This window comes from Chryseobacterium subflavum (genome assembly GCF_055762745.1).
This window is the reverse complement of the sequence record NZ_JBVTMR010000001.1, coordinates 1,505,352-1,529,726: the sequence shown is the minus strand read 5'-3', so window position 1 is coordinate 1,529,726 and position 24,375 is coordinate 1,505,352. Positions and strand designations below refer to the sequence as shown.

The 24,375-nt window shown below is 38.4% G+C and carries 25 protein-coding genes; all 25 read right to left on the bottom strand.

Features of this window, described 5'->3' with window-relative positions; translation table 11 throughout:
- Nucleotides 1-67 precede the first annotated feature (67 nt).
- The 25 genes from AC0INN_RS06670 to AC0INN_RS06550 all read right to left on the bottom strand — a co-directional run bounded on the left by AC0INN_RS06670 (nucleotide 68) and on the right by AC0INN_RS06550 (nucleotide 24,333).
- Nucleotides 68-493, bottom strand: coding sequence for a hypothetical protein (locus tag AC0INN_RS06670; RefSeq protein WP_172282569.1), 426 nt, complete (start codon nucleotides 491-493; stop codon nucleotides 68-70).
- A gap of 109 nt (nucleotides 494-602) precedes the next feature.
- Nucleotides 603-1,388 carry an exodeoxyribonuclease III gene (xth, locus tag AC0INN_RS06665; protein ID WP_306612412.1) on the bottom strand — a complete coding sequence of 262 codons (786 nt, stop codon included), beginning with the start codon at nucleotides 1,386-1,388 and terminating at the stop codon, nucleotides 603-605.
- A gap of 33 nt (nucleotides 1,389-1,421) precedes the next feature.
- Complete coding sequence (locus AC0INN_RS06660; RefSeq protein ID WP_306612410.1) at nucleotides 1,422-1,883, bottom strand: PA2169 family four-helix-bundle protein; 462 nt, start codon at nucleotides 1,881-1,883, stop codon at nucleotides 1,422-1,424.
- Nucleotides 1,884-2,029: 146 nt separating this feature from the next.
- The gene (locus AC0INN_RS06655) at nucleotides 2,030-4,330 is read right to left on the bottom strand and encodes a multicopper oxidase domain-containing protein (RefSeq protein WP_306612408.1); all 2,301 of its coding nucleotides are present in this window, start codon (nucleotides 4,328-4,330) and stop codon (nucleotides 2,030-2,032) included.
- 23 nt (nucleotides 4,331-4,353) lie between these two features.
- On the bottom strand, nucleotides 4,354-4,806 hold the full coding sequence (locus tag AC0INN_RS06650; protein WP_306612406.1) for a heme-binding domain-containing protein: 453 nt from the start codon (nucleotides 4,804-4,806) through the stop codon (nucleotides 4,354-4,356).
- Between the two features lies 1 nt (nucleotide 4,807).
- Entirely contained in the window at nucleotides 4,808-5,488 is a 681-nt protein-coding gene (locus AC0INN_RS06645; RefSeq protein ID WP_306612405.1) for a DUF3347 domain-containing protein, read from the bottom strand.
- 24 nt (nucleotides 5,489-5,512) lie between these two features.
- Nucleotides 5,513-6,007 (bottom strand): DUF305 domain-containing protein, encoded by a 495-nt coding sequence (locus tag AC0INN_RS06640; RefSeq protein WP_306612403.1) that lies wholly within the window; start codon nucleotides 6,005-6,007, stop codon nucleotides 5,513-5,515.
- 15 nt (nucleotides 6,008-6,022) lie between these two features.
- On the bottom strand, nucleotides 6,023-6,901 hold the full coding sequence (locus AC0INN_RS06635; RefSeq protein WP_273648083.1) for a DUF3347 domain-containing protein: 879 nt from the start codon (nucleotides 6,899-6,901) through the stop codon (nucleotides 6,023-6,025).
- Between the two features lie 120 nt (nucleotides 6,902-7,021).
- Nucleotides 7,022-7,327 carry a hypothetical protein gene (locus AC0INN_RS06630; RefSeq protein WP_172282584.1) on the bottom strand — a complete coding sequence of 102 codons (306 nt, stop codon included), beginning with the start codon at nucleotides 7,325-7,327 and terminating at the stop codon, nucleotides 7,022-7,024.
- Between the two features lie 440 nt (nucleotides 7,328-7,767).
- Nucleotides 7,768-9,207, bottom strand: a complete 1,440-nt coding sequence (locus AC0INN_RS06625) for a SusD/RagB family nutrient-binding outer membrane lipoprotein (RefSeq protein WP_273648082.1) — start codon at nucleotides 9,205-9,207, stop codon at nucleotides 7,768-7,770.
- 11 nt (nucleotides 9,208-9,218) lie between these two features.
- Complete coding sequence (locus AC0INN_RS06620; protein ID WP_306612400.1) at nucleotides 9,219-12,239, bottom strand: SusC/RagA family TonB-linked outer membrane protein; 3,021 nt, start codon at nucleotides 12,237-12,239, stop codon at nucleotides 9,219-9,221.
- A gap of 147 nt (nucleotides 12,240-12,386) precedes the next feature.
- Nucleotides 12,387-13,088: a LytR/AlgR family response regulator transcription factor gene (locus tag AC0INN_RS06615; RefSeq protein ID WP_273648080.1), complete on the bottom strand. Its 702-nt coding sequence runs from the start codon at nucleotides 13,086-13,088 to the stop codon at nucleotides 12,387-12,389.
- Complete coding sequence (locus AC0INN_RS06610; protein ID WP_273648079.1) at nucleotides 13,069-14,139, bottom strand: sensor histidine kinase; 1,071 nt, start codon at nucleotides 14,137-14,139, stop codon at nucleotides 13,069-13,071. Before AC0INN_RS06610 ends, AC0INN_RS06615 begins: the two co-directional genes overlap by 20 nt.
- Before the next feature lie 78 nt (nucleotides 14,140-14,217).
- A complete protein-coding gene (locus AC0INN_RS06605; protein WP_273648078.1) occupies nucleotides 14,218-14,613 on the bottom strand; it encodes a DoxX family protein in 396 nt (131 codons plus the stop codon).
- Nucleotides 14,614-14,690: 77 nt separating this feature from the next.
- Nucleotides 14,691-15,725 carry an ACR3 family arsenite efflux transporter gene (arsB, locus tag AC0INN_RS06600; RefSeq protein ID WP_273648077.1) on the bottom strand — a complete coding sequence of 345 codons (1,035 nt, stop codon included), beginning with the start codon at nucleotides 15,723-15,725 and terminating at the stop codon, nucleotides 14,691-14,693.
- A 10-nt stretch (nucleotides 15,726-15,735) separates the two neighbouring features.
- A complete protein-coding gene (locus AC0INN_RS06595; protein ID WP_273648076.1) occupies nucleotides 15,736-16,353 on the bottom strand; it encodes a low molecular weight phosphatase family protein in 618 nt (205 codons plus the stop codon).
- A 34-nt stretch (nucleotides 16,354-16,387) separates the two neighbouring features.
- The gene (locus AC0INN_RS06590; protein ID WP_273648075.1) at nucleotides 16,388-16,861 is read right to left on the bottom strand and encodes a DUF6428 family protein; all 474 of its coding nucleotides are present in this window, start codon (nucleotides 16,859-16,861) and stop codon (nucleotides 16,388-16,390) included.
- 57 nt (nucleotides 16,862-16,918) lie between these two features.
- Nucleotides 16,919-17,245: an ArsR/SmtB family transcription factor gene (locus AC0INN_RS06585; protein WP_172282600.1), complete on the bottom strand. Its 327-nt coding sequence runs from the start codon at nucleotides 17,243-17,245 to the stop codon at nucleotides 16,919-16,921.
- A gap of 127 nt (nucleotides 17,246-17,372) precedes the next feature.
- Nucleotides 17,373-18,497, bottom strand: a complete 1,125-nt coding sequence (locus AC0INN_RS06580; protein WP_273648074.1) for an ABC transporter permease — start codon at nucleotides 18,495-18,497, stop codon at nucleotides 17,373-17,375.
- Nucleotides 18,494-19,600: an ABC transporter permease gene (locus AC0INN_RS06575; protein WP_273648073.1), complete on the bottom strand. Its 1,107-nt coding sequence runs from the start codon at nucleotides 19,598-19,600 to the stop codon at nucleotides 18,494-18,496. Before AC0INN_RS06575 ends, AC0INN_RS06580 begins: the two co-directional genes overlap by 4 nt.
- Before the next feature lie 2 nt (nucleotides 19,601-19,602).
- Nucleotides 19,603-20,346, bottom strand: coding sequence for an ABC transporter ATP-binding protein (locus tag AC0INN_RS06570; protein ID WP_273648072.1), 744 nt, complete (start codon nucleotides 20,344-20,346; stop codon nucleotides 19,603-19,605).
- Entirely contained in the window at nucleotides 20,336-21,277 is a 942-nt protein-coding gene (locus AC0INN_RS06565) for an ABC transporter ATP-binding protein (protein WP_273648071.1), read from the bottom strand. The genes AC0INN_RS06570 and AC0INN_RS06565 overlap by 11 nt, the downstream gene beginning before the upstream one ends.
- Nucleotides 21,278-21,375: 98 nt before the next feature.
- Nucleotides 21,376-22,305 carry an HlyD family secretion protein gene (locus AC0INN_RS06560; protein WP_172282610.1) on the bottom strand — a complete coding sequence of 310 codons (930 nt, stop codon included), beginning with the start codon at nucleotides 22,303-22,305 and terminating at the stop codon, nucleotides 21,376-21,378.
- A gap of 15 nt (nucleotides 22,306-22,320) precedes the next feature.
- On the bottom strand, nucleotides 22,321-23,607 hold the full coding sequence (locus tag AC0INN_RS06555) for a TolC family protein (protein WP_273648070.1): 1,287 nt from the start codon (nucleotides 23,605-23,607) through the stop codon (nucleotides 22,321-22,323).
- Nucleotides 23,608-23,706: 99 nt separating this feature from the next.
- On the bottom strand, nucleotides 23,707-24,333 hold the full coding sequence (locus AC0INN_RS06550; RefSeq protein WP_172282614.1) for a TetR/AcrR family transcriptional regulator: 627 nt from the start codon (nucleotides 24,331-24,333) through the stop codon (nucleotides 23,707-23,709).
- Nucleotides 24,334-24,375 lie beyond the last annotated feature (42 nt).

Genomic DNA, 24,375 nt, shown 5'->3' with positions numbered 1-24,375 from the left:
ATCAGAGCCCGTTATCAGCAAATAACGGGCTCTGGTCATCAACAGCCTGACCGGCAGGCTTTATTTTTTAAATACTGTAAATGATTTTCTTACCTTTCCTGAGTGTATAACTATCCTTTTCTTTATTCAGGTTATACGTTCCTTTTTTACTTTTATACACCGATGTGTTTAAGTATTCAAGGGTTCTGTTGAGAATGATACTTCCCTTGGATTCAGGAAGGAACAATTCCGCCTTTTTCTTGTCTTTACTCAAGATAACTACAGCATTGGAAACGTAGGATTTCTGAGGATTAGCTTCTCTCAGCTGTATCTTTTCTTCAAAAAGCTTTACGCAATCATCTTTTAGAACGGAATAGGTATAACCGGCTGAACCGATGCACCCGTGTTGGTCTTTATCCCCACCTGCTACTTTTGGAGTTGTTTTCTGAGCCCATCCTGTAGTGGTAAACGTCGCAGTGATCATTACTGCCAGTAATAATTTTGTATTTTTCATGTGTTTGTATTTTATAAAACGTTCTATAATATTACGAAAAATCTTTTAACTAAAATTAAAAGATTTATTATTAATATGCCTGGAATAAAAGATAACAGGAAAGATAGGGTTATTGTTTCCCTTCTTTTTCTAATTCTATCCACACCGGGGCATGATCACTGCTCTTTTCCCAGCCACGAACATGCCGGTCAACACCGCCCGATTTTAACCTGGATGATAGATAAGGGCTCAACAGAACATGATCAAGCCTGATTCCGGCATCGCGGTCATATGCTTTGTAGAGGTAATCCCAGAACGTATAGATCTTTTCTTCAGGAAACAAGGTTCTGATAGAATCAAGCCAACCTTTTTTAAGCATTTTCTCAAAAGCTTTTCTTACTTCGATCCGATATAATGCATCATTTTCCCATCGTTCGGGTTTATGTACATCAAATGGCGTTGGAATAATATTAAAATCACCAATAACAATGGCGGGCAGGTCCATTTTTATAAGCTCATCTGTTCTTTTTTTCAAGCGATCGATCCATGCCAGTTTATATTCGAATTTTGGTCCCGGATAAGGATTGCCATTGGGGAGATACAAACAACAAATAACAATCTGATCAATGATTGCTTCGATATAGCGGCTTTGAACATCTTCCGGATCCCCTGGCAAAGCCCTCTGAACCTCTGTGATTTCATATCCTTTTGAAAGTATGGCTACTCCATTCCAGCTTTTCTGGCCATGCCAGATGGCATTATATCCTGCATCATTTATTTCTTTCAGGGGAAAACGTTCCTGTGGCGCCTTCAGTTCCTGGAGGCATACCACGTCCGGTTGTGCTTCTTGTAACCAGCGAAGCAGAACAGGCAGCCGCCCATTTACTCCGTTTACATTATACGTAGCTATTTTCATGGTCCTTATCAGTTCGTGAATAGTATATATTAGTTAATCCTTTTTCTTATAATCCCCCATTTTTTTAAACTGGGCGTAGGACTGTTTTATGTTGTGCAGTTGTTCTTTTACGGTCTCCAGGCTCTTATCATAAAGGTGTCCGCTATCGATAGCTTGTTGATAGGCCTCTATTGCCGCTTTTTCTCCAAAAGCAACATTTTCCAGGGTAGATTCTACCTTATCCCCTACGAGAAAAGAGTTTTTAATGTCAATCCATGTTCTGTGAAGTGATCCTGCAACAGAAGGTGAATCTTCGGGAGTTCCTCCTTTTTCGGTAATCAGGTTGATCAGTTCATTTTTCATGATTTTTGATTGGGTGATCATCTTATCGTAATCATCTTTGATGTCCGGATAAGACTCCCATACCTTTCCTTCTACTTTTTCAAATCCGGCAATCCGGTCGTTGCTGATGTGCAGCAGATCGTTAAGGACTGCTACGGTTTCTTGATTTTCCATATTTACTTTTTTTTTGTGGTGTATTCAATTCGTACAAGAATTATGCCCCAAGGGTTAAAATATTCTGGATTTCAGGCATATATTCATTCAATAAAAATGGCTCGGGAGCAAAGCTCCCGAGCCGTTTTGTTTTTAAAGTGCCACCTTTAATAATTTAAGGTAATACCTGCTCCAAAGCCCATATCACTATCATAATGGGTTCGGATGTTGATATTTTTGTTGATGATATAGCTGAGCCCTGCCATATATTCCCTATCGGTATTTATCATGAAGTCTCCTCTCAATCTTCTGGAGATCGGAATGTCTTCACGCATGAGCTGCAGACGCACAATACCATCATGATATACTTCTGCCTGAAAATTAACCAGCATCGGTAAAGTGTACATAAAACCTAAACTGAATGCCCTACGGCTATCTTTTTCGTTTTTTTGCCCGAAGATATTGGTTTCGTGTTCGTCGATTCCCATTTTCCGGTAACGGTAGTCAAAACCAATAAACGGCATAAACCACTGCATTTTACCTATATACCTGCCCAGATGGGTTTCTACCTCATAACCGTGCATGCTGTTGTATCCCAGACGCCATTCCGTTCCTAAAGACCATCTTGCATTCTGCAGCATGGCCTGCCCGTCATTACCATTGGTAGCAAAATCATTCTGCGCCATAAAGTGTGGCATATTGCTTTCCATCTGCAAAGCCATATAGGCTTTTTCCTTGTCTGGGAGTAAAGGATTCTTATAATCACCAACGGCAAATACCCTGTTCATTCCGGACATCATATGGTAAAGGATATGACAATGGAAGAACCAGTCCCCTTCTTCATTGGCCAGGAATTCGATGGTATCGGTTTCCATCGGCATAATATCGAGAACATTTTTCAGAGGAGACTTTTCCCCCTTACCATTGATCACCCTGAAATCAAATCCATGCAGGTGCATCGGGTGTCTCATCATGGAATTATTATAAATCGTAATACGTAGGATCTCTCCTTTTTTAACCGGAATTTTATCTGTTTCGGAAAGAACTTTATTGTCCATGCTCCATACGTATCGATTCATATTTCCTGTAAGCGTAAACCTGAGTTCTTTTACCGGGGCATCTTTCGGAAGCGTGGTATCGAAAGGAGATTGTAGCATGGCATAGTTTAGCGTTTTAATGTCACCCAAAGCATTGGCATTATACCGGTTGGGATCATTATCCATATCCATATTCATGGTATGTTTGCTGTGGTCTTCTTTGGGTTCTTCCTTTTGCTTGCCTTTTTTCTTAGCTTCTCCTGTAATTTCGGGATACATCACGACATTCATATCCATTTGGTTTAAGCTCATTTTCATGCCCATATCATTCAGGTCTCCGTTCATTTTCATCATCCCGTTCATCATTTTCATTCCTTCAAAATATTTTAATTTTGGAAGTGGTGAAATAAGCTGTTTTATCCCATTTCCAATGTAATAACTGGCTGACTGGGTTCTGTCTTCAGTAGTAGCTAAAAACTCGTAAGAAACACCATCTTCAGGAATTGTTACAACTACATCATAAGTCTCGGAGACGGCAATGATCAAACGGTCGACTTCTACCGGTTCAACGTCATTTCCATCGTTGGCGACAACCGTTATTTTTCCTCCTGCATAGCGAAGCCAGAAGTAAGATGATGCACCACCGTTTGATATTCGTAACCTTACTTTATCGCCGGCTTTTAATGTTTTACCATCAACGGTTTTTAAATCTGTAGCGTTATTCCCGTTCATTAATATTTTATCGTAATACACATCACTTACATCCATTGCTGTCATACGCTTCCATTCATTGGCGATTTTGGTTTTAAAATAACCTTCCTTGATAGCTTCGACATAAGATTGTGTTGCATTCTTTTTTATTCCTGCCCAATCATTGGCGTTATGAAGCATTCTGTGAATATTGTCCGGATTAAGGTTTGTCCATTCACTTAAAATAACAGGAACGGTTGGCAAATCGTCGATTCCTTTTCTAAATCTTTTATCCTCTTCACGCTTTTTCAGGATGAGGCTCCCATACATACCAATTTGCTCCTGCATTCCTGAATGGGAATGGTACCAATGAGTACCGTTTTGAATCACTGGAAAGCGATAAGTGTAGGTTTCACCTGGTTTTATTGGATTTTGGGTGAGAAAAGGCACACCATCTTCCTTATTGGGTAAAAAGACTCCGTGCCAGTGCAGCGAAGTATTTTCTTTTAACTGGTTGTGGACCACTATTTCAGCAATGTCACCTTCCGTAAAGGTCAATGTAGGCATCGGTATTTGCCCGTTTACTGCAATGGCTCTTTTTTCTTTACCTGCGTAATTAACTATGGTATCTTTTACATATAGCTCGTAACGGACGACTTTTTGCGCGAAAATAGTCTTCGAGCACAGGAGTATAAATACTGTCAGAAGTACCTTTAACGAGATATTTTGGGATATATTCATTGTATATTTCTTTTATATGAAACTTATTCTTGCTTTTCCAGCCAATCTGTTATCAGCTTTATCTGCCGGTCATTCAGTTTTGCATCTTTATGCATAAGCGTGTAGGATGACATTGGCATTTTTTTAGTTTCAATCTGTTTTTTAATTGAGTTTATTAATCTTTCCTGCTTTCGACCCGAGTAAGTGGCCCATTCGTTAAAATTCAAATCCTCTTTTGCATCTTTAATGTGCTTGTCTACTAAACTTCGTGCAGGCTGTATGTAATCGTACCATTGATAATTGGTATTGTTACTATGACAATCATAACACGAGGTCTGTAATAGGGTTTTTACTTCAACGGGCATTGTCTTATGGGTCTTTATAAAATCGGTTTTGTAAACCTGCCCTTTATCTGCATTCCGGGCAGGCTGATAAAATTGTACAGCAATAAAAACCAGCAGCATAATAGCTGCAAAAATCTTTAGTACTCTCTTCATTTTAAAACTCCTTTTTTACGGAACCACAAGTGAGCATCTTATTACCGTAATAAGGGTTTTTAATTTCTTTTGCTTCGCTGATCCAGATGGCACCTTTTCCATCGTTGAACATCGGGCAGTAATCCTGATACAATTTTTGGGTCGTTCCAAATGTTGCAATAAGATCAGCCATGTCATTACTTAATGACATCATGTGTTCCCTTTGGTGATCTATTTTTCCTGCATTATCTCCAATATGCTCCGCATTCTCTTTAGCGTCTTCTGCAATTTCCATATATGCTTTATGCTTATCTGCAGGGATAGTTTTCATATCTACCTTCTCTAGGGTAGCTAATAACTGTTTTCCGGCAGTAGCAACAGCTTGATCGTTATCGGCAACAAGTGCATTTTTTAAAATTAAATAATCTTTGATTAAAGGATCTATAGAAAAATTGTTAACAGGGTCTTTGACAGCTGTCTTTTCATTTGATTTATTGTTGATTTGTTCTGCTGTATTGGTATTTTCTAATTGGGCGGCTGATTGTGTTTCTGTTGCAGAAGAAGCACGGTCAGTATGTTGTTCCGCATTTTTATCCGGTGATTTTGTACAGGAGAATAAAGTAATTGCCATCATTGAGACAACACTGATTGATAAGAATATATTTTTCATGGTATAGGTACTATTAAATTTTTTTGATTTCATAATTGTTATAATATGAGTTTTACCTTATTTTTTGTTGAGTTCTTCCAGCTTCCGCTTCATGAGTTCGATTTCATTGGCCTGGGTTTCCAATATGTTTTTTTGGAGTTGTATCAATTCCGGGTCAGTAAGTTTTGTCTTTTCTGACATAAGAATAGCGGCTGCATGATGAGGGATCATTCCCTTTACAAATTCTTTATCATCCACCATAATCTGTTCTCTGATTCCGAACCAGGAAAAAATGCCTAAAGCAAGAGAAAATACAATGATGATCCCATTGATTTTCTTGTTTTTATACATATCCTTCATGATCAATAATTCAATAATTAACATGACGGATACCATAAGCAAGGTCATATAAAAGTTATTGATATTGGGAATGAGATTTTGTATTCCGTCGATCATTGAATACATCATGAAGTACATGGCAACAAACATAGCAACAGCCATCATGATAAATCGTTTATACATTCCTGTATGGTTTTTATGTTGCATTCCGTGATGATCTGATTGATTATCCATAACTGATATTGTTTATTAGTTACCAAGTGTTTCTACTGTGCTGCCACAAGTTATCATCTGAGAACCAAAATAAGGGTTCTTGATCTCATTTTCCAGGCTCAGCCAATCAGCTCCTTTCCCATTATTGTACATAGGACAATGCTGATAATATATAGGATTACCCTGTTTGGATACCTTTGCGAGGTCGTACATACTTTTAGATAATACAGCAAATATTTCTCTTTGTTTGGCAACATCTTTAGCAGAGGAAATCTTTTCTGCATTAAGGGTCAGGTCCTTCATTACTTTCATCCAGACCATATGTTCTTCATTTGAAAGTTGGTTCATATCCACTGCTTTAATTGCTTTTGACAGTTCAGAAGCTTTAGTTGATGCATTATCGGCATCTGTTTTAACCAGTGCATTTTTTAAAGAGAAGTAGTTGTCGAAAACAGCTTTTAGCTGAGATGTATTCTGGGTAGCTATCATGTCGTTTTCTTCCGTTTTTTTCTGGTCATGGTTCATATGGTCAGTCTTCATATTCATGTCCATAGCCTTATTTTGAGAAGCGGGTTTTAAATCCCTTTTGTAATGACAACATTCCGGTAATGCTGCATAAGCATTGTCAGGAGCTAAAAATTTTTCGCTGTCATACCCTGCCAGAGCTATTCTTTTTAATATTTCGTCCTGACTGGTCTTCTGAGGATCGTAGGTTAAAGTAGCCATTTTGGTATCTTTGTTCCAGCTTACTGTGGCTATTTTTCTTAGGTTTCCCGCTTTTTCTATATTCGCTTTACAGATGTCACAATTCCCATAGATCTTTACGGTTTCTGTTTTTATATTTTGAGATTGGGCATAGATTGCTAATGAAAACAGCAAGCTGAATGCTATCCATATTTTTGATATTGATTTCATTGTATAGAGTATTTTGTGAACAAAAGGAATATTCCTGTTGTTTCAGTTAATAAATTGAATGGAAAAAAATTGAAGTGTATCCTTACAAAAAGGCACACTTTAGGCTATAAAATACAGGATCTAGCCTATTTTAGGGATTAACCAAATGGATTGAAAGCCTTTAGAAACAGCACTTTCATAAGTTAAAAAAGAAACAGGAGAAAAGACTTCTACTGTAAGAAAACTAAAATCATGTCTGTCCGGTAAAGTTGGATTTAAATTGGATGCCGGGCATTTGCATAAAGGATTATTGCATTTTCCTGGACATTTTTTAGAACCACAGGAATTACACTGATCTTTTTTAATAGATTTTGAAATATTGAGTTCACAATGCGATTTCTCTTGTAAGGAAATTTTTACAGCACATGCATAGATTTGCTTGGGCATGAATAAAAATCCCAATAGAATAAAAATCAATATGTACTTACGTTGAAACATAATAATATACAAAATTAATGTTTTTTTTAATCGAACATCAATTTATGCCTCACATGTTTGTTTTTTTACTCTACGGATCATGAATTATTACAGGACAAAAAAAAAGGCTTAAGAGTCTGAAAACTCATTAAGCCTTAACGATTCACAGCGTGAATACTAACCTATATATTGTTATGTTCTTTGGAAAAATAAGGTATGATAGTGTTTTTGCAAACCCTGATTCACAGTTCAAAGATGATCAATTGGTGTGTAAAAAAATAAAATGATCTACGAATACAAGAGTCCGGTCTATAAAAGTTTTAATAAAAAACCTGCATGAGTCATGCAGGCTAAAATCACAACTGAAAAAATTTAATATGAAGTTGATTGTGTGAATTTATAAATGCTGTTTAATGGATATCCCAGAAGATTTTAGTCGTTAATTTATCTCCTCCGATAGCGGTGGCGGCTTTGGAATAATTGGTTCCGTTCGTAGTTGCTTCAAGCGATGGATATTGCAGTCTTACAGGGACTTTTCCTTCTGCATTGTTAATGGCGGTAGGAGGAGCCTGAAGAGCGGGATAATCCAGCCTGCGGTAAAAATTCCATGCTACTACAGGATGATTATATAGAGCAATCCATGCCTGTTCTCCGATTGATTTTTTCCAATTGCTGGGGTTATAAGGGTGGGCTGTCAGGTAAGTTTCAGCCTCCTGGGCAGAAAGTTCCCATTCCAGGAATGAGGCCCGGACAGCATCTTTATAAAGCGTCTCCGGATTTCCTCCGATTCCAAACCGGGCAGCTGCTTCTGCAAGATAAAATGTTACTTCTGTATGCGTCATCAGGTTTCCCGGAGTCACCGGAATATAAGCAAAGATTCCGGGAGACGAAAAGGCGAAAAAGTTTCCGGGAGCTCCAATGGTCTGTCCCAGATAAACTCCGTTTACATCTCTGAAGTACTTGGTTACCCTTTGGTCGGAATTAGCATTGAGATAATCTATAAAAGGTTTTCCTCCAATAAAATCGTTTCTTCCATTATTAGCCAGATTTTCGAATATAGGGCTGAAATTGGGTGTCTCCGCAAGGTATCTGAAAATACAGTTCTGAGACTGATCCGTAATTACTCCTCCGGAAATCGCTGTATTGATTGCTGTCCTGGCCAGGTTTGCATCAATATCGGAAATAGCGATTCCCAGTTTCAGAAGTAACGAGTTCCCGAATTTTTTCCATTTTGCGATATCTCCACCATACAAAATGTCTCCGGAGCCAAAAGTCCCTTCTCCTTCCTTCAGTCTGTTAATGTCCGCCATAAGGCGATTAATAATGCTTTCATAAATTTTTTGGTCATCGTCATAAACCGGAAGCGGGTATTTTTCATTGTTGAGAGCCTGGCTGTACGGAATATCTCCATAAGTGTCTGTCAAAGTCTGAAATGTATAAACTGATAAAATATCAATAATGGCCAGCTGATTCTGCTTTTTAGCCTGCCAGCTGGTCACTTCGGAAGCGGAAGGCTGGTACTGCTCTATCAGTTCCTTAGCTTTATTGAGGCTGTTAAGCACATTTACATAATTATCCGTCCATACATTATTGGAAACATTTCTTGCTGTAAAATTATAGTTGCTTTCATTCACATAAACGGTTTCCTGCCAATACTGCATAATAAGGCGAAAATTATTTTCGTTCACACTGGGAGTGTTCATATAATCGCTCAGTTCCTTTTCTGCATAAGTAATAAGAGTTTCCGGGATCGTGTTATAAGTGACATGGGGATCATTATTTACATCCTCCGATGTGCAGCCCATTAATACCGAAAATAGTATAGAGCTTATCATTATTTTATTTTTCATTTTCATAGTTTTTAAAAATTAACTTTCAGGTTAAATGCAAAATTTCTGGTTGCAGGCATCACTCCGGACTGATATCCCTGAATATTTCCCGATGACAAACCTGCTTCGGGATCTGAATAAGGAAGATTTTTATGGATGATCCAGAGGTTACTTCCCACAACACCTAATGTGAGACTCTGAATACCTATATTTCCCAGAGATTTCTTATCGAAAGTATAAGAAACGGATACCTGGCGGAGCTTTATAAAGCTGGCATCATAAACAAAGGCAGAAGAAGGTGGGTCGGTTTCAATGATCTGGCTGGATCTGGAACGATCCAGACGTATCGTGTTGGGAATATAATGTCCCGGATTATTAGGATCCTCCATCACTCCGGGTAATATAACTCCTCCTCCATTAGATAATGTGTTTCTTATAGGATTACCTAAATCATTCAATCCCACAGAGTCGGGATAAAGTCCTGTTCCATAGCCGAAATATTGGTCCAGCGAGAAGATCTTTCCTCCTTTTTTCCAATCGATCTGAAAGGTTACATTAAAATTTTTATAGGTAAAAGAATTGTTGAGTCCGGCAATAAAGTCAGCCTGGAAACTTCCCAGGTTGTGATTGGTATCATCCGTGTGAAGGTAAGCCCCGTTTTTTCCTATGATCTTATTTCCATTAGGATCATACACAAAATCTGCTCCCCAGATGCTTCCATACTCCTCATTAAGTGGTGCGTTGATAGAAATCCCTCCCGGAAGCGTTCCTATTGAAATGTTTTCTGTCCCTTCTCTTAAGGCGGTAACTTTTGTTTTAGGATTGGACCAGTTGATGCTCATATCCCAGTTGAAGTTATTCAATTTTAAAGGACTTATATTGAATGAGACTTCAAATCCTTTGGTGGTAAGCTCCCCTGTATTCTGAATTTTGCTTCCGGAGCCGTTGGCAAGAGAAATAGGAAGTGGTAAAATCTGATCAAAGGCAATATTTTTGAACCAGGCAACGTCAAAACCTATTCTGTTTTTAAAGAACTGCATATTGGTACCCAATTCAAGGTTTTTAAGCTTTTGCGGAAGCAGGTCGGCATTCCGCAAGACCGTATTGTAAGAATATACAGGATTGTTTGCAAAGGATGACTGAACAATGAACCTGTTTCTCAACTGATCTGCATTGGTGTCAGAACCTACTTCTGCGTAGGCAGCCCTTACCTTTCCAAAACTCAGCCATTTTTGTTGCAGCAGATTGGAAAATACCATGCTGGCTGAAACGGATGGATAGTAGTAAGCTTCTTTTCCTTTAGGCAATGAACTGGATTGGTCTCTTCTGAAAGTCCCTTCAATGTAATACGTGTTTTTATATCCTAAGGAAGCCTGGACGAACGCTCCGTAAACATATTTTGATGTATCCGATATAAGAGGTTTTGCAGGTGTTGCTGCAGAATTGGAAATGGTATACAGGTCATCGATGTACAATCCTCCGGATGTGGTCTGGGCATTGGAATAGCTGGACTGGACATTGATATTTCCCCCGATCAGTGCCTGGATATTAAAATTTTCTCCAATATTCTTTTTGTAGGTTGCGATAAGGTCGTAATTGGTTTCTGTAAAGCGGAAATCGGTAATAGCGTATCCGGAAGGCTGTTCAATAGGATTAAAACTAAAGAATGCAGGTATTGAACCTTTGGCTCTCCGTTCTTCTGTAATCATCGTATATCCGTCGATACCCACCCTTCCCAGGATATTGATGCTTTTGGAAAGATCATAGCTCAGGCTGAAGTTTCCTGCAAAACGATCCCTTTTATCGTTTTGATAATTCTTATAGCGTGTAAAATAAGGATTATCCCAATAACCCGGACGTAAATCATCAGGAGAAAGGATGTTCCAGGTATAGTTTTTATTAAATGTTTCATAAAGATATTTTTGGTATTGAATATCGACATTGGTAGGCCACCACTGCCTGAAATTACCCATAATATTATCCCCGTAACCCGTAGAATTCCGGCCTTTGGTATTTTGAGTTACATAATTGGCAAAGATTGTAGCGGTAAGATTATCCGTTATTTTATACGACGCACTGCCTCCGAAATTATTTTTGATCAGGGAAGAGTTGGGAAGAATATCTGTTGCATTGATATTGGAATAGCTTAATCTGAATGTAGCACGGTCATTTCCCCCGCTTAGTGCGATATTATTGGTTTGATTAATTGCTTTCTCAAAAAAAGTTACCGGTCCGTTTTTGGCCATTACCCATGGTGTTCTCTTTCCAAAGTTACGTGAACCGGGAATAAATGCATCATATTGCCACACCAGAAGGTTAGGATCAAATGGCGCTCCATAGGAAGAATCTGAAAAAGAGGAAATCGGATGCCCCTGGTAAGAATTGAAAAAGTTTCCATCGTATCCCTGCCCGTATTCTGTCTGATATTTTGGAAAGGTTGACTTATCCACAGTAGAAACGGAAATGCTTCCACTGTATTCCAGACCGATCCCCCGGGTATTTTTCCTGCCTTTTTTCGTTGTGATGATTATGGCTCCATTCTGTGCCCTGGATCCGTACAATGCGGTGGCTGCAGCTCCTTTTAATACATTGAGTGTTTCAATATCATTGGGATTGATATCGGAAACCGGGCTGCCGTAATCATAGCCTCCAAAGCCATTTACCTGAAGCGGGGAATTGATATTCCTGTTGATGATGGGAACTCCATCTACCACAAACAAAGCCTGGTTATCTCCAAGGATAGATTTATATCCCCTGGAAACAGCATTGACTGATCCTCCGAAGTTGGTAGACTGCTTGATCTCAAGACCAGCCACTTTACCGGATAGATTATTAATGAAATTGGTAGTAGGATTTTTATTGATTTCTTCGCCTTTTACTTCCTGGGTAGAATATCCTAAAGATCTTTTTTCTCTCTTTATTCCTAAAGCAGTTACCACCACACCTTCTATATCCTGGGTTTTAATGGTATCTTGCTTTCCCTGTGCAAAAACAAGCCCGTGTCCTATAAAAAAGACGACACCTGCGCTGAGAAGCTTTATCCGGTAATTCATAATTATTGATTTTTTTAACTGTTATGAGTCAAAATTCAATAATTGGTGAATATTTTAATGAAATGTATATATCAACAGCTGGATAACGTCTACTAAAACTGGAGGCCGGAAAAATAATACCATTACAGAATAAAGGCTTAAAGAATGCTACAATTCAACAAATGGTTTATACGTTCTGCCTATGGGAAGCTTTTTACCGTTTATCTGAATCATATTGGCTGATTTAACTTCTATTTTTAATTTAGAAACAATATAGGATTTATGAATACGGAAGAATATTTTTGAAGGTAGGCTTTTTTCAATTTTACTGATGGGCATTTTAAAGGTGAGCGTTTCTGCTTTTGTATGAATATTGATATATTCGCGCAGACTTTCAATATAAAAAATGTCCTGAAGTGTGATCTTAACCTGTTTTTTTCCGCTGTTAATGAAAATGTAATCACGGTCGGCAATTTCCAGTAAAGCTTCTTCGGATTCCATAATGTGTCTGAATTTACTGATGGCAGTAACAAACCTATCGTAAGGAATGGGTTTCATCAGGTAATCCACAATATCGAGTTCATACCCTTCTACTGCATATTGATGATAAGCTGTGGTTACAATGACAAAGGGAGGTTTTTTTAATTTTTTCAGAAAATCAAATCCTTTTATAACGGGAAGGTTGAGATCCAGAAACATAAGATCTACATCATGAATGTTTAAAAGGCTGCTTGCGTGTACAGCATCGGTACATTTTCCAACAAGGTTGAGTTCTTCGTTCCGGATTACAAAATTTTCCAGAATTTCAGCTGCAATGGGCTCATCTTCCACGATAATGCAGTTGTATTTTTTAGATGCTGAATGTATCATTGAGGTCAATGGTTAGTTTAACGTTATACCGATCATTTTTATCTTCCACAGAAAGGATATGTTCCGGATACAATAATTCCAGTTGTCTGCGGATATTTTTTAATCCTATTTTAGTAGAATCACCGGCTATCTGTTCTTTGGAGTTTTCTACAGAATAATGGAGGATGCCGTTTTTCAGGCGAATATCTATATGTATAAATGAGTTGCCCAGACTTTCGGATACGCCATGTTTAAATGCATTTTCAATAAACTGAATCAGTATCAACGGTGAAATTTCCTGCGAGGGATTATCGATGTCTTCTTTAAAATTAACAAAAAGCCGCCGGTGACGGATTTTCTGAATTTCAATAAAATCTTTAATGTTCTCAATATCTTTTGCAATGGAAATGTGTCGTTCAGCTGCTTCATAGATATTATAACGCATGATTTTGGAAAGCTGGAGAATGACGTCTGGGGTCTCATCGGCCTTTTTCAGGGCCATTCCGTAGATGTTATTAAGCGTATTGAACAGAAAATGCGGATTGATCTGGGCTTTCAGCATGGTGAGTTCCTGATCCAGTTTTTCCGATTTCAGCATGGATATTTGGTTCTTGAGAAGGTTCTTCTGCCGGGTAATTTCAACTCCGAATACCAATCCGACCATAAAAATAAGGTCCATGAATGAATTGAAAGCAACAAGTCCGTTGATAAACCCCGAAGGTTGTTTCCCGTCAAGGGTTTCCGTAACCCCGTATATGTAAGGATAAATGATATAATGCGTGAAAAACCGATGTCCCAACACGGCAAAGATCACAATGAGAATAGAAAAAAGATACTTGAGAATCTTACTGATGCCTGTTTTTTCGTAAACATAGAGTAACGCGTAGGCAAGAGGGACTTTAACTAAAAAATATCCCAACTCAAGAGTCAGGGTGTTCTGAAGCCTGATCTGCCATTTGAAATCCGGAAACTGATACCGCGACCAATAGAAATCAAGATAAGCCTCAAGGATATAATACAATATCCAAAAAACCAGATGGGTATATAATTTCGATTTGATATTGGTTTTCAAGCTGTCGATTTAAAACTACAAAATACTATTTTTCAAACCAATAAAAAAGCAGAAAAGCTATGAAGCGAAACTTTTTGTCTATGAACGACCTGCTTCTTTCTTTCTAAAGGAAATTTCCGGAAACATAAGATTCAGAAAACAAAAGATCAAAAGGAAATTAAATTCAATTCCGTTGGTACCCCCTCCTACCACAAACCAGCCGTTTTGTGCATGGACATAATAGATCCCTGATATAAAGATCAGTATGTTGCATATCGCGACCGCTTTTATATATTTGTTCAGCACCAGAAATGGGACGGATAAAAGATGGGTTAATTTAACCATCCACGCGATATACAAGCCCCAGGGACTGAAACCAATGGTATTCAAAAAATGGATGCCAAATTTATTAACATCCCCGCTTACAATGGAGTCAACACTGTGCATCAATAAAATCACGGATAACGCAAACCTAAGGAAAAAAGACTTTTTCATATAACCAAAAATAGGTCATAGGAAAAAGTCTGGTTTTATTTCAGGTATCAACAACCCTGAAGTGCATACAAAAATGGTTATGGCTTGTTACTATAGTTTTTTAACCATAAGCTGACCTTAACCAATAGTATCAGAACCGGAACTTCAACCAAAGGTCCGATCACACCAACAAATGCCTGTGGAGAATGGATTCCGAACACCGCGATAGATACGGCGATGGCAAGTTCAAAATTGTTTCCTGTTGCAGTAAATGCGATGGCTGCATTTTTATCGTAAGGAATATTCAACAGCTTATTGATAAAGAAACTCATCATAAACATCACTATAAAATAGGCGATAAGCGGAATGGCTACTTTTAGTGTATCTAAAGGGAGTTCCAAAATTTTGTCCCCCTTAAGGCTGAACATAAGAATGATGGTAAACAATAAGGCATATAGCGTTAATGGTGATATTTTAGGAATAAACTTTCTCTGGTACCATTCCTTTCCCTTCAATTTTGTAAATAAATAACGGCTCAGAAAACCGGCAAAAAAAGGGATGCCCAAATATATCAAAACACTTTCTGTTACTTCTGATATGGATACGCTGATATTAAAATTAGCAAGGCCGAGTTTTCCGGGTAAGACATTGATGAATAACCAAATCATAAAACTGTAGCTGAATACCTGGAATATGCTGTTAAGAGCTACCAGCAAGGCTGCATACTCACGGTTGCCTTTTGCAAGGTCATTCCAGACAAGGACCATTGCAATACATCTTGCCAGTCCTATGAGAATCAGGCCGACCATATAATCCGGTTCATTCCTTAAAAATAAAACAGCTAATATGAACATTAAAACAGGGCCAATCAGCCAGTTCAGCAATAGTGAAACACCGATAACCTTCTTATCTTTGAATGCTACAGGAAGAAGGGAATAATCCACTTTTGCCAATGGCGGATACATCATTACGATTAGACCGACGGCTAAAGGAATATTGGTTGTTCCCACTGATAATGAGGTGATCATATCCGGGATTCCGGGAAATACATTGCCCAGGATAATTCCTGAGATCATGGCAATGAATATCCATAAAGTGAGAAACCTATCCAGGAATTTTAATTTTGGCAGCATAGTATTGATCTTAATGGAGTTGTTTTACCTGGGAAAAAACATGCCACATTTCTGCCCCTATCTCTAGACTTCTTTCATCATAAACTTTGGACTGTTCAGGAGTATTGTCTGAAATTTTAGGATCTTCAAAAGTGATGGGGATACGTTTTTCTGCACCTGGAATAAAAGGGCAGCCTCCATCTGCCTGAGAACAAGTCATGATTGCTGCAAAACTGTTGGCCGGATTAAACGCACTGTCATATCTTTTAGAAAAAGCAATAATGGGTTGGGACTCTTCATTATACCTGATTGAATAAACAGGATTTCCGTTCTCAGCTATTTTCAAGATCTGGAATCCCTGTTGTTTCAGAGTTTCTATAACCGTAGGAAATACAGCTGTTTCTTCCGTTCCTCCCGAATAGCAAGTTACTTTTGGAATGGCAAAAAAATCGGCTGCTGCTTGTGCCCAGACCTGTGACAAATGACTCCTTCTGGAATTGTGTGTACAAATAAAGTTTAGATTTATTGGATTTCCGGCATTGAATTTTGCCTGGATGAATTCTGTAAGAGTTTGTAGCAGGACTTTTCTTTCCTGGGTAATTTCAAAGGCCTTTAATTTTTCTATAGTTTCTAAAACGGATGGATACATAATTTTTGTTTATTTTTAAGATGGGACAGGTTGATTAGCAGCATCCTGATTCTGGTGTACAGCAAGCACCTGATTGGGAAGAAAGGTCTGATAATTTGAGTTTTTTCTTTTCAGGTGGAACCCCACAAGCTTCCTGAGCCAGGCAGGCTGTGGTTTTATTTTTAAGGACAAAGGTTTTTCCATTGAAATCCAGATCATACTTTCCGATGGTAATGTTCTGATATTCCACTTCTATTTCATGGTCTTCAATTCCTAATTTTTCCTCGGATAGTGCGATGATATTGAGAAGCTTTCCGGGTTTTAAACGATGTTCATAGTCATTGGCATTCCAAAGCTGGAAATTGACTACTTTTTCATTTTTTATGGTTCCTCCGCAATCAATAAAGGATTTTGTTATCGTTCCTACTTCTGTAACATGAAAATGCTCAGGTACAAATGTTCCGTCTTCCAATTGAAATTCAACATTATGTAATGTTGGTAAGATGTTTTTGATTTCAGATAATTTCATTGTTTTTATTTTATTTGTTTATTGCAATATTACGATTTATAAGGTCAAAAAAATGCATTAGCAGCATTTTTGTGTAGTAACAGTGGAAATAATCCCCGAGAAATATTCGTTCAAAACTTCAAAAGTTTTTTCATCAATGCAGTAGCAAATTGCAGTTCCTTCGATATTTCCTTTGATGAGCCCTGCATTTTTTAATTCTTTTAAATGCTGGGAAACCGTAGCCTGTGCCAGCGGAAGTTCATTTACGATATCCCCGCATATACATGCGTTTACTTTTAGCAGGTATTCTATAATAGCAATCCGTGCAGGATGTCCCAATGCTTTGGCAATAGTGGCTATTTTATTCTGTTTATCCGTAAAATGGTCTGTCTTGGTTGCTCCCATAATGATAACTTTATATTGCAATATTACGATAAATATGTTACACTAAAAATATTTTTTCCATTTTAACAATTAATTATTAGAAATACGAACAAAATAATTTTACAATTGTCGTTGATTTTCAGTGCTTTCAACTCGTTTTCCTGTAGTTGTAAATTGCCAGTGAATTCAGGAGCAATGCGAATCCCAGCAGGTAGAAAAACTCGGTTTTGATCTCAGAGAATCCACTTCCCTTCAGTACAATAAGCCTTACGACTTTAATGAAATGGGTAACAGGAGTGAAATTGGATATCTGTCCCGCCCAGTCGGGCATGCTTTCGGTGTTGGTGAAAAATCCGCTCATCAGCATAAAGATCATCATGAAGAAAAATGCAATGAACATCGCCTGAAGCTGTGTATCGGCAAAAGTAGAGATCAGGAGGCCCAAACCTAATAATGCAATAAGGTAAACTGCTGCGAAAACATAAAGAGTCAAAAGGCTTCCTTCAGGAAATATGCCGTAAATAATGTACATTACAATCAATCCGATGGTAAAAACAGTCATTCCTACAATCCAGAAAGGAATCAGTTTCCCCAGGATAAATTGCCATTTTTTTATAGGGGTAACATTAATTTGCTCAATGGTTCCGATTTCTTTTTCCTTGACAATATTAAGAGCCGTAATGAATCCTCCGATCAGTGTCAGAAGCAGGACCAGTATTCCAGGAACCATATAGTATTTGTATTCTGCCCTTGGATTATACCAGTTGGTACTTGCCACTTTAATGGTTGCCGGAGATACAGTGGTGGTTTTAACCGGTGATTTAATATTAATATCCAGATTTTTGTTAAAATCTCCGATAACCGATACCAGATAGCTACCTCCCAGAGAAGACTTTGTCCCGTTGATCGCATCTACCGATATATTTATTTTCTGGCTTTCCTCGCGGACCAAATTGCGTTCAAAGTGAGCAGGGATCTCCAGAACAAGATCGGCATCACCTTGTTCAATCATTTTCAATCCTTTTTGGTAGGAATCCGGGTTTCCTGCAATTTTAAAATATCCGGATGAAGCAATTTTGTTGATCAGTCTGTGGGAGTAGCTACTTTGATCATGATCATCATATGCAATATTAATATTTTTTACCTCAAAGTTAGCCGCCCATGGCATGATGATGAGCTGTATTGTCGGCATCATGAACATCATTGCCAGGATAATCTTATCCCTGAAGATCTGACGGAATTCTTTTCTTAAAATAAAGCTTAATACTTTCATGACAAGCGGATTTTAAATTTCTTTAAGGCAAGCGTTAAGAGTCCACCTGCCATAATGAGTAAGACAAGAGTTTCTTTCCATACATAACTAAAGCCCAGTCCTTTCAGCATAACTGCTTTTACGATATCATAGTAATATCTTGAGGGAAGGATGTGTGATACGACACGGAATATCCAGGGCATATTTTCTATAGGGAACATAAATCCTGTAAGCAATAATGTAGGTAACATCATTCCCATCATAGAAATCAGCATGGCTGTCTCTTGAGAGTTGGTTACATTCGAGATCAGCAAGCCCAGGGAAAGACATGTGATAATGAATAAGATGCTTTCTACAAATAATAAAAGCAGGCTACCCCGGATTTCTACATCCAGCAGATACACAGATAGCAGCAGGATGATCACAAAATTGACTAAAGACAATACAAGATAAGGAATGGCTTTGGCCATCAGGACCATAACGGGCTTAAAAGGAGAAACCAATAAGATTTCCATGGTTCCCATTTCTTTTTCACGAACGACAGACACAGAGGTTAAAGCCGTACTCACAATCATAAAAATTAAAGCAATCACTCCCGGAATAAAATTCAGTGATCCGTTTTGTTCTTCATTGTATAACAGCCTTATTTCGGGAATTATTTTATATGTGATTTTGATATGGGGATTAAGTTGTTGCTGATAATCATTAATGATATTGTTGAGATAATTGGTTAATATCGTTGCGGTATTGGGATCTGATGCATCCGCTATAATCTGAATTTGCGCTCCGCCTGTACGATAGAGATCTTTTCCGAAATTGACCGGAAATATAACTGCACATTTGATGCTTCCTTCTTTAAACCTTCTTTCCACATCCGGATAATTCAGGATGGGTCCATGCATTGTAAAATAGGGGCTTGCCTGTATTTTGGAAATGATCTGGACAGAATGGATGTCATGGGCATTATCCTGTATGGCAATGCCTATATTTTTTACCTCACTGCTTAATGCATATCCAAATAAGATGATTTGAACGACAGGCAAACCAAAAAGGATAAGTAAGGTTCTCCGATCTCTGAAAACATGGTAAAATTCTTTCCTGATAAATACGAGTAACTGTTTCATAACTAATCTCCTGATCTTTTGGCACTTCTTGCCAACTGGTAAAAAACTTCGTCCATCGAGTGGGTTCCAAACTGGTTCTTCAGGTTGGCGGGGGTATCCATGGCTTCTACTCTTCCGTCCACCATTACAGTAATCCGGTTACAATATTCTGCTTCATCCATATAATGCGTGGTCACGAACACCGTGATCCCATCCGCTGCCGCCTGATAGATCATATCCCAGAACTGCCTTCTTGTAATGGGATCTACTCCACCTGTGGGTTCATCCAGGAATACGATTTTAGGCCTGTGAAAAACAGCTACTGAAAAGGCCAGCTTTTGTTTCCAGCCCAGCGGTAAGGAACCCACCAGTTTTTTAGCCTCGTTTTCCAGTCCTAATCTGGAAATGAGTTCATTGCTTCGTGTTTTTATATCTGAACGCGATACGCCATATACTCCTCCATAAAACTCAATATTCTCCAATACAGTAAGATTATCATATAAAGAGAACTTCTGACTCATATAGCCTATATTTTTCTTGATCTCTTCCTGTTGTTTGTATACATTATAACCGGCTACTATTGCTTTTCCTGAGGTTGGAAAAGAAAGGCCACAAAGGATACGCATGGCAGTGGTCTTTCCTGCCCCGTTGGCTCCCAGGAAACCGAATATTTCGCCCTGATCTACATCGAAGGAAATACAGTCTACGGCCTTAAAATCTCCAAACTGCTTGGTCAGATCTTTACAGATAATTGCTTTATTTCCCATGGTTCGCTTCTCTTATTTCTTTTTGTTCACGCATCAGACGAATAAAACTATCCTCAATAGTGGGGGTAATTTTTTTGATCTCAAGTTCATCAGGATGATACGATTGGGCTAGTTCTGTCACCTCCTTTTCAGTTGCCGTATCAGAAACCATAGTAAGATGAAGATATTCTCCGAATGCATAGCAACTTTCAACAGCTTGGTCAGATCTCAGGTTTTCCAACAATTGATACATATTTGCACCTTTGGCTGCAAAAAGGGATTTGGGAAAATTGGAGACGATTGTTTGGGGTTGATCTACAGACATGATCTTTCCTCCCTGTATCAAGGCGATCCGGTCACAAAGTCTGGCTTCATCCATATAAGGTGTAGAAACAACGATGCTTATATTCTGCTTCTTTAATCTTCCTAGCATTTCCCAGAACTCTTTTCTTGAAACCACATCCACACCGGTGGTTGGCTCATCCAGAAACAGCACTTCCGGTTTATGGATCAATGCGCAGCACAAAGCCAGTTTTTGCTTCATTCCCCCTGAAAGCTTACCTGACCTTCTGTTGTTGAATGGTTTAATCTGCTCATAAATATCTTTAATGAGACTGTAATTTTCCTCTATGGTTGTTCCAAATAAGGTAGCGAAGAAGTCCAGGTTTTCTGCCACGGTGAGATCCTGATATAGTGAGAATTTTCCTGGCATGTAGCCTACTTTATTTCGGATAATCTGGTAATCATTTACCACATCATGTCCTTCCACAGTGGCTGTTCCACTATCAGGAAGTAAAAGTGTGGTAAGAATCCTGAAAATAGAGGTTTTACCTGCACCATCAGGACCGATTAACCCAAAGAGTTCCCCCTTTTTTACTTCAAATGAAACCTCATCAATGGCTTTTATATCGTCGTAGGACTTGGTCAGGTTTTTTACTATTACTGAATTCATTTTTATTTTGAATTATGAATTATGAATTATGAATTATGAATTATGAATTATGAATTGAGGGTTGAGAGTTGAAAGAGGAAAGAGATTGTACTTTTTAATTAAAAAACTACCTCACCATACATTCCAATTTTCAAATAACCATCATTCTTTACACGTACCTTTATAGCGTAAACGAGATTGGCTCTTTCGTCCTTAGTCTGAATATTTTTTGGAGAGAATTCGGATTGAGATGAGATCCATTGTATGGTTCCTTTGTATTCCCTGAATCCATTCTTACCCTGATCGATTCTTACTTTTACCTGCTGCCCTATTTTAACCTGAGGAAGCTGGACTCCCGTTATATAAGCCCGTAAATCAAGGGTACTGATATCTGCTATTTTATACAAGGGCTTACCGATCAGCTGCATTTCTCCTTTGAGGGCATAATTAACAAGCACTACTCCATTAACAGGGTTAATGATCTGTCCTTTGTTAATCTGTTCCTGAAACTGGGCCGCTGTTTTCTCCAAAGGAGCTTTTTCACTGAGAATACTTCTGTTTTGGGTATTGACATTGGAGTTATTGACTGATCGTTGCTGACGGGTGGCTTCAATCTGTTTTCTTAGTTGATCAATGGCGGCATCGATATCGTCGAGCTGTTTCCTTGTAGCAGCATCTGCTTTCAATAAGTTAGCTGTACGTATTCGTTCACGGAGCTGTTGTGCCAGTTGAGCTTCCTGTACAGCAAGCTGCTTTTTGATCAGCAGATTCTGCTCATCTGCATTATTGGTTTTTTGGTTTAGGGCTCCAATGCTTGCTTCGGCCTGCTCTTTCTGAAGAGTGGCTACTTTTACATCTATTTGTCCTACTTTACTTCCTGCATGAAGTTGCGATCCTTCCTGAACGGAATAAGAAATCAGCTCACCGTTTTGCTGTGCGGATACAATAACCTCATCGGCTTCAAAGTTTCCTGAAGCGTCAAAATTATCTTTTTGTTGACATGCCGTCAAGAGTAAAGTATAGGCTAAGGGGATGATTATTTTTTTCATTGTAACAATGGATTATTAATTTCCGGTTATGAATTTCTGATTGTATCTGGCCTGTAATAATTGAATCTGATGGAGAACCAGGGTTTGTCTTGCAAGATGTTCAGCATTGAGTTTCTGAATGTATTCGTGGATGGTGATTACTCCATTATCAAGCTGTGCTTCTGCAGATTGTTTTACAGATTGCCGCAGGGCAATGATGTTTTCATCCTGTGTGATCAGTTGGGTGTATTTTTTTACCTGTTCATCCTGCTGCGTAAGATCCAGTTTTGTGTTCAGAAGGAATGTATCTCTGTCTGCATCCGCAGTTTTTTTGTTTAACTCCAGTATTTCTTTTTTGTTGGATGAGGTATACAAACTATCAAGAGACCAGCTAAACCTTACTCCTGTAATAAACCACGGACCGAACTTATTCTCAATGATATTAAGTGTAGGCCTTCCATATGCTCCCTGGAAGAATGCACTTACCCTGGGGAGAAAATCGGATTTCAACTGTTTTTTCTGGAGGTCATAAATGGAGTTTTGGAGATCAAAAGCTTTGAGCTCAGGCCTTCTAATTTCTGTTTGAAAATAATCACTGTCGGGAGTTTCAAGTTTCGTAGAATCTGAAAGTTCTTTCCCAATGAAAATGGAAAGCATCTTAAGATATGCTTCCCGGTTAGCTTTATACTCTGTTGCCATCATATCGATATTGATGATCTCTGCTTTTAGTTCATCCAGATTGCTTCTGTACGCAACACCATATTTTAATGCGGCTTCTGTCTTCTGGATTTGGGTATGAAGGTTGGATTTGTTGAGGTCGTTTTGTTTTAGCTGTGCATCCATAAGCAGGATGGAGAAAAACAGATTATTGACCCTTTGCTTTAATGTATAAAGGCTTGTTTCAATGTTTTGTTGCTGTAGTTCAGTATTGGCTTTTATCAGTTCCTTCTGGTTGTGAGTGGTTCCTCCATCGTACAATACCTGGTCTATCTCTCCCTGAATTTTGTATTGGTCTTTACTGAGTGAAGGAAGTGCAGCATTGATCGGGAGTGCTCCCAGTGCATCCGAAAAACTGATGGTTTGAGACTGGTATGTGGCCTGGCCGGAAAAAGAAACCTGGGGAAGATATTTCTTATTGGCGTTTTCAGTATTGTAACCGGCTGTTTTTGCAATCATCCCTTTTTTTCTGATCAGCGGGTAATTGTCTTTTGCCAGCTGATAACATTCTTCAAGACTAAGGCTTTGAAGCTGAGATTTAAAAGAAGTTGTAGAGACACAACCCAGAACGAAAACCAGCAGGTATTTTTGAGCATTTTTGTACATAATAACTCATCGTTTATAGGTTAAAAATCATTTTTTTATTTTTCCAATTCTTGTTTAAAATTTCGTTTTAATCATTTGATTAAATTAGGGTCAAAAAAATTAGCCTGCCGCCATCATGGCTTTTACCCAGATCGGGATAAGCTTTTTACGTTGAATCATTAAGGTATTGAACTCTTTATCGTTCAGTTCACTGCTTCCAATCAACATTGGTTTTGCTATGAAGGGAAATACGGTAAGCCCCAACAGGTTAATTAGAAAATGTAAAGGATTAGGCTCGATAATACTACCCTTTTTCACCGCTTCCTGATGTTGCTTTAAAAAGACAGAAGATTGAATCACTTCTTTTAAAGGGATTTTTTGCAATAGAAGATTAGGATTGTTACGAAGCTCACTGATGATGAATGTCGGAATTTCCGGCTCTTTGATGATCAGGTCGATATACTTCCCTACCACCTCTTCTACTTTCTTTTCGAGAGTTGTTTTCTCTGTATTTAGCACCACTAACAAGCTTTGAAAGAATCCAGCCATAGTTTCGAGCATGATAATCTCAAATAATTTGGCCTTGCTTCTGAAATAATAATTGAGCAATGCCAGGTTGATATCTGCTTCTTCAGCAATATCCCTGGTTCTGGTTGCAGCGAATCCCTTTCTGTAAAATACGATTCGTGCGGCTTCCTTTATTTTTTCTTCCGTTGAGGTATCTATTTTTTTTGATTCTTCTTTCATATTACAATCGTTCTTCTGTTGCAAAGGTAGAAAATTTTTTTT